This is a genomic window from Bradyrhizobium sp. 172 (assembly GCF_023101065.1).
In the GTDB taxonomy this organism is placed as follows: Bacteria; Pseudomonadota; Alphaproteobacteria; order Rhizobiales; family Xanthobacteraceae; genus Bradyrhizobium; species Bradyrhizobium canariense_D.
Genome location: NZ_CP064701.1, coordinates 8,025,856 through 8,040,152, shown reverse-complemented (window position 1 = coordinate 8,040,152; position 14,297 = coordinate 8,025,856). Strand labels below are relative to the sequence as shown.

8 protein-coding genes are annotated in these 14,297 nt (G+C 66.6%); all 8 read right to left on the bottom strand.

Translation table 11 applies throughout. From position 1 onward, the window contains the following. Positions 1-51: 51 nt before the first annotated feature. A complete protein-coding gene (gene addA, locus IVB07_RS37960; RefSeq protein WP_247364368.1) occupies positions 52-3,561 on the bottom strand; it encodes a double-strand break repair helicase AddA in 3,510 nt (1,169 codons plus the stop codon). Continuing rightward, a complete protein-coding gene (gene addB / locus IVB07_RS37955; RefSeq protein ID WP_247295872.1) occupies positions 3,555-6,701 on the bottom strand; it encodes a double-strand break repair protein AddB in 3,147 nt (1,048 codons plus the stop codon). The genes addA and addB overlap by 7 nt, the downstream gene beginning before the upstream one ends. 127 nt (positions 6,702-6,828) lie before the next feature. Continuing rightward, positions 6,829-7,551: a nucleotidyltransferase family protein gene (locus IVB07_RS37950; protein ID WP_018455770.1), complete on the bottom strand. Its 723-nt coding sequence runs from the start codon at positions 7,549-7,551 to the stop codon at positions 6,829-6,831. A 124-nt stretch (positions 7,552-7,675) separates the two neighbouring features. Further along, complete coding sequence (locus IVB07_RS37945) at positions 7,676-7,993, bottom strand: PilZ domain-containing protein (RefSeq protein WP_018455771.1); 318 nt, start codon at positions 7,991-7,993, stop codon at positions 7,676-7,678. 129 nt (positions 7,994-8,122) lie between these two features. Further along, positions 8,123-9,667 (bottom strand): bifunctional tRNA (adenosine(37)-N6)-threonylcarbamoyltransferase complex ATPase subunit type 1 TsaE/phosphotransferase, encoded by a 1,545-nt coding sequence (locus tag IVB07_RS37940; protein ID WP_018455772.1) that lies wholly within the window; start codon positions 9,665-9,667, stop codon positions 8,123-8,125. Beyond that, complete coding sequence (locus tag IVB07_RS37935) at positions 9,664-12,168, bottom strand: PAS domain-containing sensor histidine kinase (RefSeq protein ID WP_018455773.1); 2,505 nt, start codon at positions 12,166-12,168, stop codon at positions 9,664-9,666. The genes IVB07_RS37940 and IVB07_RS37935 overlap by 4 nt, the downstream gene beginning before the upstream one ends. Positions 12,169-12,346: 178 nt before the next feature. Next, a complete protein-coding gene (gene dut / locus IVB07_RS37930) occupies positions 12,347-12,805 on the bottom strand; it encodes a dUTP diphosphatase (RefSeq protein ID WP_018455774.1) in 459 nt (152 codons plus the stop codon). Continuing rightward, a complete protein-coding gene (coaBC, locus tag IVB07_RS37925) occupies positions 12,802-14,262 on the bottom strand; it encodes a bifunctional phosphopantothenoylcysteine decarboxylase/phosphopantothenate--cysteine ligase CoaBC (protein ID WP_018455775.1) in 1,461 nt (486 codons plus the stop codon). The genes dut and coaBC overlap by 4 nt, the downstream gene beginning before the upstream one ends. Positions 14,263-14,297: the final 35 nt, after the last annotated feature.

Below are 14,297 nucleotides of genomic sequence, written 5' to 3'. Positions count from 1 at the left end.
GTACCTGAGAGAACGGCGCGACGGGAATCGCGCCAAGATCATGGCGTCAACCTATGAATGGCTCCTTGCCGGGTCAAGGACGCTCACACCGAGATGAAGAGATGCCAGCGCCGCGTCCAGCGCGGGAGCCGAAATCTCCATATATTCAAGGGCCTCGGTCCAAAGCAGGACGGCGCGGACAGGCTTTTGGGGATAAAGCCGCGATAGCACCGCCCGATAGAGCGCAAGCTGCCGGACATAGGCGGCGGGCGCCGCATCGGCGCTCCTGGGAGCCGCCTGATTGGTCTTGAAATCGACGATCAGGACCTCATCCGGCCGAACGACCAACCGGTCGATCTGCCCCGACACCAGCGCCCGGGCGTGGCCCGGCCGTTCCAGCCGGCCGACGATCGCGACCTCCGCCCGGCTGCCGGCCGCAAACACGGGCGCAAACCGTGGCTCGGCGATCAAGCCGAGCACCTTGTCGGCCAGCGCGGTCCGGTCGGCCTCCGCCCAATCCGCCGCGTTGCGCGCCATGAAGCCGAGCGCGGCCTCGCGTCGGCGCTCAGTGGCGATGTCGGGGAGCGATTGCAATAGCCGGTGCACCAGCGTGCCGCGTTGCAGCGCGAGCGCGCGGGACTGCACTGATTCGCCCGACTGCACGGCGCGGCCGTCCCCGGACGGCTGGCCGGAGGGGCGCACCGGATCGTCGTCGATGGTGTCGCGCGGTGCCGGCGTCCGCAGCCAGTCCGGGAGCGCGGTCGCCTGGTCCAACGAGGCCGCGGGCGTGCCCAGCGCCACGACATCCTCCGGTCGGGAGAAGCGCGTCGCCTTTCCCAGCGGCGTCTCGATCGTCTCTTTCGTCAGGCCCGAGCCGGCGAGCCCGGTGTCGACCAGATCGTACCAGCTCAGCTTGCGAACCGTCTTCATGTTGCCGGGCATGCAGCCGCCGACGATGAGCCGGTCGGCGGCGCGCGTCATCGCGACGTAGAGCAGGCGGCGATATTCGTCCTCGGTCTCCTCGAGCATCGCCTTGCGCGCCTCGACGACGGGTTTGGGATCATCCGCCTTGCGTCCGGCCCAGACCACCACCTCGCCGCCATTGCCGCGCGGGACATGGATCAGCCGCAGCCGCTGCGAATCCGCTGGCGACGATGTAGTGTCGACCATGAACACGACCGAGGCCTCCAGGCCCTTGGCGCCGTGCACGGTCATCACCCGCACCTCATCGCGGGAGATCTCCATGTCGCGCTTCACCTCGGTATCGGCCGAGCGCAGCCAGGCCATGAAACCCTGCAGCGAGGCGGGCGCCTTGCGCTCGTAGTTCAGCGCCAGCTCCAGGAACTCATCGAGCGCGTCATTGGCCTCATGACCGAGCCGGCGCAGCATGCGCGCGCGTCCGCCGTCTCCCCCGAGCAACCAGGCGTAAAAGGCGAACGGCGTCTCCTCGCGCGCCCGCGTTTCGCAGGCTTCGAGGCCTCGCAACGCCGCAGCGAATGTCTCGCTTGTCGTGGCATGCTCGCCAAGCGCGCGGCGCAGCGATCCCTTGCGGTCATGGGCCAGCTGGAACAGATCGTCGTCATCGAGCCCGAACAGCGGGCTCTTCAGCGCGACCGCGAGCGCGAGATCGTCCTGCGGCAGCAGCAGCGCATCGGCAAGGTTCATCAGGTCGATGATTCCGATGTGCTCGGTGAGCTTGAGCCGATCGGCGCCCGCGACCGGAACGTTGGCATGCTTCAGCGCCTGGATCACGGCATCGAACGCATTGCCGCGCCGGCGCACCAGGATCAGCATGTCGCCATAGCGCAAGGGACGCCGCTCGCCTTCGTGCCCGGTCAGCGTGCCGCTCTCGACCAGCCGCTTGATCTCGGTTTGGATCCGGCGCGCGAGCTTCACCTCGGGGCTGGTGGCGGCGACGCCGTCGAACGGCGCGCGCCAGCCCTCGATTTCCTGCCTGTCGTCGGCTTCCGCAAGGTCCCACAGCTCGATCACGCTGGGGCCGGCATCGCCGAGTGCATTGTGCAGGGGATGACCGGTCTCGAGCGAATGGATGCTCTTGTAGATCGCGGGCTCGCGGAAGACGTGGTCGACCGAATGCAGGATCGCGGCGCCGGAGCGGAACGAATAGGTGAAGGCGACCGGATCGAATTTCAGTCCGGCCGCCGTGAACTTGCGGTGCAGTTCGCGCCGGCGTGCATCGAATTCCCGGGGCTGGGCGCCCTGGAACGAGAAGATCGACTGCTTCTCGTCGCCGACAGCGAAGACGGTGCGGTTCAGGCCCTCGCGCGCACCTTCGCCGGCGGTGAACTCCGAGATGATGTGCGCGACGATGTCCCACTGCCGCGGACTTGTGTCCTGGGCTTCGTCGATCAGCACGTGATCGACGCCGCGGTCGAGCTTGTAATGCACCCAGCCCGAGGAAACGCGATCGAGCATCGCCAGCGACTTGTCGATGAGGTCGTCATAGTCAAGCAGCCCGCGCTCCTGCTTCTCGCGGCGGTAGTTTGCGGCAGCCGCAGTCGCGATATGCAGCAGGGCCGCGGTGCGGTCGCGCATGGTCACCGCACGGCGCGTCTCGACCAATCCGGCGACGCGCTGCGCCTCGTTCTCGAACAGGCGGGCGACGGACGGGTTGTGATCGCAAAACTTCTTGGTCAGCACCGCCTTGCGCGGCAGCTTTTCGTCGGTGAGGAAAACGCTGAGATAGGCATCGACCTGCGCGGCGCCGGAAAAGACCTTTGCCTCGCGAAGCCGGCAGGCCTGGTCGTTGTCGGACTTGCTGCCGTCCTCCAGCGCAAAGGCGATCTCGTTCCAGCGCGATCGCGGCAGGAACGGACCGTCGACAATCTCCGTCTCGACGTCCTCGATGCGATCGTTCGCGTCCACCCCCAGCGCCGCTGCCATCTGCACGGCAGCCAGCTCCGCGCTGCCGGCTTCATCGGTCCAGGCCATGAAGTGATCGCGGCTCAGGCAAGCCTCGCGCACCACCTCCTTGAAGGTGACATCGGCGGCGCTCGCCATCGCGGTCAGCAGCGCGCGGCCGGTCACGCTGTCTGGGTCGCGCGCGGCCTCCAGCAGCACCTTCAGATTGGCGCGTTCCATCATGTCGGTCTGGTCGCGCTCGTCGATCACGGCGAAGCGCGCGGGGACATTGGCCTCGAACGGAAACTGCTGGAGCAAACGCGTGCACAGCGCGTGGATGGTCTGCACCTTGAGCCCGCCCGGCGTCTCCAGCGCACAGGCGAACAGCTTTCGTGCGTCGCGCCGCAATTTTGCAGTGGGATGCGGGATGCCGACCGCGCGGATCGCCGCATCGAGTGCCGTGTCGTCGAGCGTCACCCAATGCCCGAGCGTGGTGAACACGCGCTCGGCCATGTTGGCGGCAGCCGCCTTGGTGAAGGTAATGCAGAGGATCTTTTCCGGCGGCACGCCCGCGAGCAGCAGGCGGATCACGCGCTGCACCAGCACATGCGTCTTGCCCGAGCCGGCATTGGCCGACACGAAGGCCGACGCGGACGGGTCCGATGCGCGCGCTTGCCTGGCGCGCACCTCATCCGGGATGGGGCGCGGTGCCTTCACCATTCCTCGATCCCCAATCCACCGGCCGCGGACCATTCCTTGATCCGGGCGAGATCGTCATAGGCGCCGTAGCGATTGGTCCACATCGGCAGGTTCAACGAGGTATAGGGCTGGTTCTCGTCCTCGAAGGCGCGGATCAGCGCCTCGAGCTTGGCCCTGGCCTCGGCAGCCGCGGTGTCCGGCGGCTGCGGCTCGTCGCCCTGCTTGAACTTGAGTTCGAGAATGCGTTCTTCGCCCGGCGGATTGTTGCCGCTCAGGCGAACATAGACGAGCTGGCTCACGGACGCGCCGGCATCGATGTCGGGAAAACCACCCTCGCGCAGGATCGCGGCTTCCAGCGTGAGCTGCGGCGACAGGCCCATGCGGACCTGCTTGCCGGTCGGTGGCTGGCCGGTCTTGTAGTCGAGGATGGCGTAGCCGCCGCCCCGGCGCCGTTCGATGCGGTCGGCGCGCGCGGAGAGACGGAAGCTGCGCCCATGGTCGAGCGGGATCGAGATCTCGCCGCGAGTTTCCGCGGCGATCGCCTCGATCGCGTCGCGCCGCGCCGTCTCCCATTCGCCGAACCAGCGTGCGATGCGCTGGAAGCGCGGCCACCACAGCGCCCGCGCCTCGGGTCGCTCCATCAGCGGCTCAAAGTATTTTTCGCCGATCGCGCGCAGCACGCGCGCCGGATCGTCGGGCAGATCGGTGGCGTAGCGTTCCGTGAACTCTCCGAGCGCATCGTGGATCGCCGAGCCGCGGTCGGCGGCCGACAGCGGCATGTCGACGGGATCGAGCGCGTCGAGCCGCAAAATGTGTTTTGCGTAGATCGTATAGGGATCGCGCAGCCAGTCCTCGATCCCAGTCACAGACATCCTGAGCGGCCGGGTCGCGCGTGGCGGTCGCGGCTCGGGCTGCTTGATCGGCCTCACCTCGTCGGGCTGGTCCAGCGCGGCTGCGAACTGCACGTATTTCTCGCCCGCGCGAATCGCGGCCTTCCAGTGCGCATCGCCCGCGACCGCCTCCAACCGGTGCAGGAAGCGCGAGGCAACCGCCGGGGCACCGCCAGCCTTGGCGGAGTGGGTGAGGATGACCTCGTCGCCGCCCAGCAGTTGCGCAAAATCATGCGCGGAGAGGCCGATACGGCGTTCCGGCAGATCGAGGCCCAGCTGGTGCCGCATCGGCCGGCTCAGCCACGGATCGATGCGCGGCGCCGGTGGCCAGACCCCCTCGATCAGCCCGCCGACGATGATGCGGTCGGCCTGCATCAGGCGTGATTCCAGCGGTCCGTAGATCTGGAGCCGCGCGCCTGGCCTGTCCCGCCGCCGCACCGCGCGATCGCTGAACGCGGTCTGGAACACGTCTGCGTAGTCGGGCAGCGTGACCATCAGTCCGCTGGTCGTGCCGCCGCGCAGGAGATCGTCGAAGGCGCTCGCGAGCGCGAGGCCCTCGCGGTCCTCGAAGGCCACGGAAATGCCCTGCTCGTCGCGCGACAGCTCGATCATGATCTCGCGATGCCGATGCGCGAGTTCGGCGAAGTCATACGGTTTTGATGACGCAAGACTCTCGATCGGCGCCAAGGCTTGTCGTAAGGCATCGATCAGCGCCTGGATGCGATCGAGGTCTTCCGCCTTGAGACGTGCGCGCGGCTCGGCCTTATGCAGCGCGGAGACTTCGCTGCGCCACAGCTTGGCCAGCTCCTCGCGAAAGCGATTGAATTCGCGCAAGAGGCCGGCGGTGCCTGCAGGCGGGCGCGTGCCGCGCAACAAGGCGAGCTCCAGGCCTTCGATCGCAGCCTTCCATGCGCCAGGGGCCCGGCCGAGCCGGCATAGCGGATGCTTCAACATTGCGAGCAGCGTCGGCGGTTCCAGTCCCTTGGTCGCAGCCTCAGCTGTCAGTCGGGCAAAGACGCCGGCGGAGGTTTCCATCAGGACGTCGCCGCCGGAATCGTCGAATGCGAGATCCCACCGGGTCAGCGCGGCCATCACCCGCCGCGCCAGGGCGCGATCGGGCGTGACAAGTGCGGCGGATTTGTCGAGGTGCCGCGCCTCGCGCATCGCAATGGCGATGGCGAGCGCTTCCATTTCAGGGTTGGGAGCTTCGACAACCGCGAGGTTCTTCATACCGCCGGTGATCTTTAAGGCCACATCCGGCTGCTTCAACCGATCGTGCCAGATCTCGGTCTTGGCCGATGGCCGCATCGATTCGGAGGCGAGCAGATCGCGACCGCCTTCCGCCGGAGGCTTGAGGATATCGACGTCGCTGCGCTTGATGCCAAAGCGATCCAGCAGCGCGTGCATGGCATATTGCGGATGGTTCGAGACCGGATGCTCCGCGAACTTGCCGAGCGCATCGCGGACGCCGCCGATGCTGCGCCAGGCATCGTCATCGAGATCAGTGTCGAGGCCGGGCAGCACCACGGCGCCATGCGGCAGCGAAGCGACTGCGTGGAGAAATCTTGCCGTGGCCGGCATCGAGCCGGTCGAACCGGCCGCGATCACGGGGCCATGGCGATGCACGGTCAGCCGCCTGGCTTCGGCATTGATCAGGAGGTCGCGGCGGGCAGCGGGTTCGATGCGTTTGATTTCGGCGAGATGACCGGGCCAGGCGATGCGCGCGATGCGCAGGAATTCGAGCGAATGCTGCCAGTAGCGGTCGAGCATATCGGGCACGAGGCCATCGAGCGCGCTCCAGTCGACGCCGCGCGTGACCATGTCGTCGATCAGCCGCGCGAGATCGGACGCCAGTGCCAGCGTCGACGCGGGGCCGCCGACGACCAGCGGAGACAGCACCGGACCCTTGGCCCAGGCCGCGACGAGTTGCGCCAGTGTCAGCCGCCGTTCGAGCTCGCCGAGCCGCGGCGGAATGTCGAGCGGCGTTGCGCCGGAAAACTGTTCGCCCTCATCGGCGAAAGCGAGCTCATCCTCGTCGATGTCGCCGAGCGCGACGATCCGCGGCAGCACGACAGCCTCCGCCTTCATCTCGTCGAGGAAGATCTCGCGGACGACGCGCATGGCGCGCCGTGTCGGCAGGTACAGCGTGGCATCCGCCAGCCGTGCCGGCTCCTTGCGTGCCTCAAAGCCCTCGACCAGCCGGCCGTCGAGCAAGCCTGAGACGACGGTGCGCAGGAACGGAACTGAGATGGGAACGCTGAAAACGCGCATGAGCTGCCTGATTCGGGAATCAGGCGCCAATATAGGGAGGCGGAGTCAAATGGTCATGGGCGGAGGTGGGATAGTCCCCGCTGTTTGCCGGACCAGAACAGGTGCCGTAGGGGACAATGGCGCAGCCCTACGCCACGCTCTCCAGAAACGCCTCTTCCGCCGCGTGCACGGCATCAGGCGTGCCGACATGCATCCAGACGCCGTCGAGGCGAAGGCCGAACAGCCGCTCCTGCTCGTTGGCACGATCGAACATCTTGGTCAGCGAGAACTCGCCCGCGGGGGCATCGGCGAAGATCGACGGCGACAAAATCGCAGCGCCGGCATAGACGAACGGAACGACCTCTTTTTCCTTGCGCTTGCGCAGGGCACCGTCGGCCAGCATGCCGTAATCGCCGCGGCCGCTATAGCCGATGCTGGTCGCCGTCGGCGCCATCAGCAGCAAAATGTCCATCCGCGCGGGATCAAAGTTTTCGGCGAGCCGCGTCAGGTTGGAGCGTACGCCGTCGATCCACAGCGTGTCGGAATTGACGTGAAAGAACGGTGCGTCCCCGAGCAGCGGCAGTGCCTTGACCACGCCGCCGCCGGTGCCGAGCACCTGGTCGCGCTCGTCCGAGATGGTCACGCGCGGATGCTGGCGGGATGCGGTGTGATCGATGATCTGGTCCGGCAGGTAATGCACGTTGACCACCGCCTCGCTCACGCCGGCCCGACCGAGCTTGTCGAGCACATGGTCGAGCAGCGGCTGGCCGGCCACCGGAACCATCGGTTTCGGCATCTTGTCCGTCAACGGACGCATGCGCAGGCCGAACCCTGCGGCGAGCACCATGGCTTTGGTCGGTTTGACGGGCATCCTTCGCTTTCTCAGACCTACTGATCTCGCGTTCGCAGCAATCCTAACATGAGGTTCGACCGACCGCACCGCGTCTTAACCGCCTTAACCACCTGCCGTGACGCTTGTACGACAGGTGTTGCCGTTACGCCCCGATGGACGTTGACCGCGCCTTTTTCTTCTTGTCACCGAGCTTGAGAAAGTTGACGCCGATCTGGTCACCATTCACCCAGGCGAGCTCGCAGCGTCGGTACGCAAGTCCGGTGGACGACAGCAGCAGAAAAAACTCCTTCAGATGCAGGCCTTCGACTGAGCCGTCGATGGTCAATTTGGCGCCGCTGTCGGAGACGTCCTCCATGGTGCAATCGCGCCGCCAGGTGCCGTCGATACCCATCATCTGGGCCGCGATCCCGCGCTCGAAAACAACCCGGCTGTTGCCGCGCTGGTCCGTCTTCACCGCCATCTGCCCTGCTCCAGCCCCGTAATCATCCGGCTGCTCCGCCGCCAGGTTACCGGCGTCTTGGCTAACAGCCGGTAAATCGAGCCCTGAATCAGCCTTTTCAGCCCCTACTAGCCTTTTCCGCCTTGGGCCTCAGCCTTGGGCCGGGCCTTGGGCCTGCCTTTGGGGCGGCGGGACGTTGGCGAGATACCAGTCGCGCAGATGGGCGAGCGTGGGATGCGCCAGGGAGCGCTGGAGATAGGTCCAGATCCGCGGCTGGTGACGCAGATAATGCGGCTTGCCGTCGCGGCGGTTGAGGCGGGCAAAGGTGCCGAGCAGACGCGTGTTCCGCTGCGCCGACATGATGGCGTAGAGCTCGGCGAAGCCGGCCGCATCGAAGCTCGCCTCGCTGGCGCGGCGCGCCTTGATGTAGCGCGACAGCAGCGTCAGCTCGATCGCCTCGGGCACGTCGATGCGGGCGTCCTGGAGCAGCGACACCACGTCGTAGGATTGCGGCCCCAGCACGGTGTCCTGGAAATCGATCACGCCGACGCGTTCGATGCCGGTGCGATTGCTGAGCCAGATCAGATTCGGCGAGTGATAATCGCGGATGATCCAGGTCTTCGGCGCGGCCTGCGCCTTCTGCAGCAACTCGCGCCACATGGCGAAAAATTCGGCGCGCTTCGCGTCGTCCAGCGGCGCGTTGCGATCAGGCAGGTACCATTCCGGCATCAAGCCGATTTCGATCAGCAGCGCCTCGATATCGAAGACGGGAATGGCGTAGGTCTGCCGCCCGAGCGGCAGCGTTTGCGGCAGCGTCTTGCCGTGCAGCACGGCCAGCAGATCGGCCGCGGCTTCGTAGCGTTCGGCGATCGGGCGCGGCGGATCGCCCTCGATCACGCCTTCGGTGCCGAAGTCTTCGCTGATCAGGAACCCGTGGTCGAGGTCGGAATGATGGATCGCGGGCGCCGAGATTCCCTGCGCGCGCAGGCCCTCGTCGATGGCGACGAAGGGTTTGATGTTTTCGGCGAGATGCACCGCGGCGCTGTAGGATTTTCCGTTGTACATCGCAGCACCATCGGGGCGCTGCGGCGAATTCATGAGGATGACGATCTCGTCGTCGCGCTGCAGCCGCGCATAGGAGCGCGTCGAGGCGTCGCCCGCCATGCGTTTGCGCGTTGCCTCCATGTAGCCGGATGCATCGAGGAATTCGCGCAGCGCCTGCAGCCGCGCGACGATGGCGGCAGCCTTGCCATGGCCGGTGATGTCGGCGGCGCGTGCATTCGAGCCCAGCGCCGGCCGGTGCGTCAGCGCGATGTCGATGCGGTCTTGAGGCATCGCCGACGGCGCGCGCTCCGGCCATTCGATCAGGACGAGGGTTGCTTCCGGCAGCGGCGACAGCCCGATCTCTTCGAGCTCGCTCTCGTCCTCGACGCGGTAGAGGTCGGCATGCATCACCGGGAACGGTGGCAGCTCGTAGCCCTGCACCAGCGTGAAGGTCGGGCTCGGCACTTCCAGTGCATCGTCGCCGGCGAGGTAGCGGATCATGGCCCGCGCCGCCGCGGTCTTGCCGGCCCCGAGATCGCCGGTGAGCGTGATGACATCGCCGGGGCCGACCAGCAGCGCGAGGTCGGCCACTAGTTGCGCAGTGGCTGTCTCGTTGCGGAGCGCGACGGCGAATGTGGTTGGCGCAGTCATTCGGCGGCGTCGCGATGCGCCGCCTGGTCGGTCGGGAAGTCACAGATCACGACCGTGCCCCTGCCCACGATCGAATCCACCCGGATATTGCCGCCATGCAACTCGACGAAGGAGCGCACCAGCGACAGGCCGAGCCCGGCGCCGCGATGACGCGAGCCTTGCGAGCGGCTCTCGAACCAGTTGAACACCTTGTCCTTCATGTCGGCAGGTATTCCAGGCCCGGAATCTGTCACAGTGAAGACCACACTGCGTTCGGTGCGGCGGGCGCTGATGCCGACGGTGGAATCCGGTGGAGAAAACCCGACGGCGTTGGCGAGGAGATTATAGAGCACCTGCACCACGCGCTTCTCGTCGCCGGTGAAGCTGCCGACATCGGGCGCGATCTCGACCTTGAGGCGGATGCGGTCGGTGGCGAGCCGGTCCTGAAGACCCTCGGCGGCGAGCTCGATGGTCTTGCTGACGTCGACCGGGCCGAGTTCCAGCTTCATGGCACCGGCGTCGATGGTGGCGAGATCCAGGATGTTGTTGGTCAGCGCCAGCAGCGCATTGGTCGATTTGGTGACGTAGTCGAGATATTCGGCCTGTTTCGGGGTCAGCGGCCCGGTCGAGGGATCGCTGAGGAAATGCGCAAAGCCGATGATGGTGGTGAGCGGCGAGCGCAGCTCGTAGGAGACGTGGTGGACGAAATCCACCTTCATCTGGTCGGCCGCCTCCAGCGCCTCGTTGCGCTCGCGCAGAGCGCGCTCGACGTTCTCGGTGTCGGTGATGTCCTGGAACGTCAGCATCGTGGCGCCGTCGTGCAGCGGCCGGATCATGCCGTCGAGCACGCTGCCGTCCTTGCGCTCAAGCTTCAGCGGAATGTCGGCGCGGCTCTCGATCGAGGTGACGGCCTCGCGGATCTGCCGCCAAACGATCGCGTCGTCGAACAGCTGATGGCACCAGCCCTCGACCGTCTGGATGTGCGGCTCGTCGCGCATGGCGTCAGCGGACAGCTTCCACATCCGGACGAACGCCGGGTTGAACAGCTGCGCCCTGCCATTGCTGCCGAACACCGCAACGCCCTCGGCGAGGCTATCCAGCGTCTCACGCTGGACCCGGATCATGCCGTCGAAGCGGCGGGCGAGCTCCAGGCTCTCGGTGACGTCGTCGAACAGATAGGTGACGCCGCCCTCGGGATTCGGCGTGGTGACGACGGAGAGCGCGCGCCCATCGGGCAGATACCAGGTGTCCTTGGCGGCCTCGACCGCCCGATAAGCCTCGTGCAGCTTGGCCTTCCAGGCGCGGAAGTCCGGCTGCTCCGGCAATTTGCGCGCGGCGCGAAGCTTGTCGAGCACGCTGGAATCATCGGGGTTGGCGTCGAGAAAGGTGCGGTCGAGGTCCCACAGCTGGCGGTAGGAATCATTGTAGAAGGCAAGCCGGCGCTGGCCATCGAACACGGCAACGCCCGAGGAGAGCTGGTCCAGCGTACGGCGATGCGCCTCCGCCATCCGCACCAGCGCCGAGCTCAAGGCATCCGCCTCGCTGGCATCGATGGCAACGCCGACATTGCCGCCACCGACATTGACGGCGCGCACATCATAGATGCGCCGCTCGCCGCCGATCACGATCGGCAGCCGCGAGGTGAAATTGGCCGCTTCCTTCAGTCCCCGCTCCATCGCGGTGCGGTCGGCGCTGTCGAGCAGCTCGAGCTTGCGCTCCTGGGCGTCGGTGATGCTCGCCGCCTCGGTCGCACGGACATAGGCGGGATTGGCATAAGCCAGCGCGCCGTTCTCGCCCTTGGCCCAGATCGGCCAGGGGGCGGCGGTCGCGAAGCCGCGCAACATCTCCGTCTCGTCGGAAAGTGCCTTGTAACGCAGATTGGTCTCGGCCAGATCGCGGCGGAGCCCCGAGAGTTCGCGAATCCTGACGATGGCTTGGCCACCGATGGCGCGGCCGATGGCCTCCAGCGTGTGGCCATGCGCGGTGGTGAGCGTCAGCTGGAACCCGTCGCCGCGGTCGCGCAGCGCATCGACGGCGTGATCCATCTGCAGCGCCGGTTCCGGCGGCAACCAGGTTCCAAACGCGAGCACGCGCTGCGGAGAGGAGTCGCGCGGCAGCACCATGGAGATGTCACCGGAGATCTGCGCGCGATTGTCGCCGGCCGGCCAAGAGATCAGGATCTGCGGCTCGGCGAACAGCAATGCGCCGAAGCGGTCGGCCTGGAGCTGGAGTTCCCCGATCCGGGCGCGCAGCCGCGCCTCGTTCTTCGCCGTGCGCACGCGCGTGCGCATCAGGAGGATCGCGGCGACCACCGAGAAGCCGAGCAAGGCCAGCGCGGTGGCCAGCACCGCGAGCTCCTGCCGGTTGAAATCCAGCAACGTTGAGAGTGTGTCGACGAGGTCGGCGGCCTCAGCCGGCGCAGCCGGCAGCAGCGCCGCGAGAGCGCTTCCCAACAAGCCGTTGCGCACCAGCGATGTGCACGACAGCAGCGTCCGACGCATCGACACGATCACGCCTGACATAGTTGCCCCAAGATCGCACGAATTTGCGCGCGGCGACCCCCGTCGCGCGCGAATCAAACGACAATACCCTCACCGTGACTCCACCGGTAAGAGTCCAGATCGTGAACGCAACGGCGGTCCCAAAAAAATGCCGAAGGCGGTGTTCCAATTCGCGTAATTCCTCGGGTGATTCGGTGTGTTAGCGGCCGGTCGAGCCGAATCCGCTGGTCCCGCGATCGGTCGCGGACAATGTCGACACGGGAACCAGCGCGGCCTGCACCATTGGCGCAATCACCATCTGCGCGATGCGCTCGCCGCGCTTGACCACGAAGGCGGTCTGGCCGTGGTTGATCAGGATCACCTTGATCTCGCCGCGATAGTCCGCGTCGATCGTGCCCGGTGAGTTCAGCACGGTGACGCCGTGCTTGGCCGCAAGCCCGGAGCGCGGCCGCACCTGCGCCTCGTAGCCGGGCGGCAACGCGATCGCGAGTCCCGTCGGCACCAGCGCGTATTGGCCGGACGCGAGCGTCAGCGGCTCGTTCTCGGGCACCGCCGCCATCAGGTCGAGACCGGCGGCATCATTGGTCTGATAGGCCGGCAGCGGCAGCCCCTCCGCATGGGGCAGGCGTTGCAGTTCGACGGTGACTTTGGTGCTCAAGATGCGGGCTCCCGGGATTTGCCGGTCACGCTCTTTGCGATATGCGCGACCAATCGAATGGCGACCTGTTCCTTGGTCATCGCCGGCCAGGAATCAACTGCAATGTCGCCATCCTTCTCATCGTTCTTCTCACCGCTCTTGCTGATGAGGTGCACGGTGTTGCGGTCTCCGCCCATCACCCCGGTTGCGGGGGAGACGTCGTTGGCGACAATCCAGTCGCAGCCCTTGCGGGCAAGCTTCGACTTGGCGTTGTCGATGAGGTGCTCGGTCTCGGCGGCAAAGCCGATCACCAGTGGCGGCCGCTGGTCGGTCAGCTTGGAGATCGTCGCGAGGATGTCGGGGTTTTCGACCAGCTGGAGCGGCGGCATGCCGGCCGAAGTCTTCTTCAGCTTCTGCTCGCCTTCATTGGCGACCCGCCAGTCGGCGACGGCGGCGGCGAAGATCGCGATGTCAGCGGGGAGCGCGGCCTGCACCTGCTCCAGCATCTGCCGTGCCGATTCCACATGCTTGACTGTCACGCCCTGGGGATCGCTGAGATCGACCGGGCCGCTGACCAGGATTACCTCGGCGCCCGCGGCCTGTGCCGCGGCGGCGATCGCAAAGCCCTGCTTACCGGAGGATCGGTTGGCGATGTAGCGCACCGGATCGATCGGCTCGTGGGTCGGACCAGCCGTGATCAGCACGCGCTTGCCGGCGAGGGGGCGCGGCAACGGCGGCCGCAGCAGTCGCTCGGTGGCAGCCGCAATTTCGATCGCCTCGGACATGCGACCGATGCCGGCTTCACCGGCTTCCGCCATCTCGCCGGAATTCGGCCCGATCAGCATCACGCCGTCGCGTTGAAGTTGCGCGACGTTGCGCCGCGTCGCCGCGTTGTTCCACATCAGCGGGTTCATCGCCGGCGCGAGCAGGACCTTGCGGTTGGTCGCAAGCAGGATGGCGCTGGCGAGATCGTCGGCATGGCCGTTGGCCATCTTGGCCATCAAATCCGCGGTCGCAGGCGCCACCACGATCAGGTCGCACTCGCGCGCCAGCCGGATATGACCGGCGTCGAACTCGCTCTCGGGATCGAACAGGTCGGTGTGGACGCGCTCATGCGAGAGCGCGCTCACGGCCAATGCCGTGACGAATTGTTGCGCCGCCTTGGTCAGCACGCAGCGGACCTCGATCCGCCGCTCCTTGAGCCTGCGGATCAGGTCGAGCGATTTGTAGGCCGCGATCCCGCCGCCGATGATCAGGGTGACGTTGGCCTCGGGGAGGGCGCCGCTGCGCTGGGGCGTGGGGGTGGCGGAAGCCGCGGGCGGCGCCGTGAACGGCGTCAGGGGCTCCTCGCGGCCCTCGATCAGCTCGCCGAGGATGACCCGGACCTCTTCCTCGACCGACCTGCGGTTCCTGGCCGAGCGCAGCCTAAGGTAAGTTTTGATGCCTTCATCGAGCTTGCGAATGGTCAGGCTCGCCATGACACCCCTCCAGCACAAATGATGGCGATGCTATC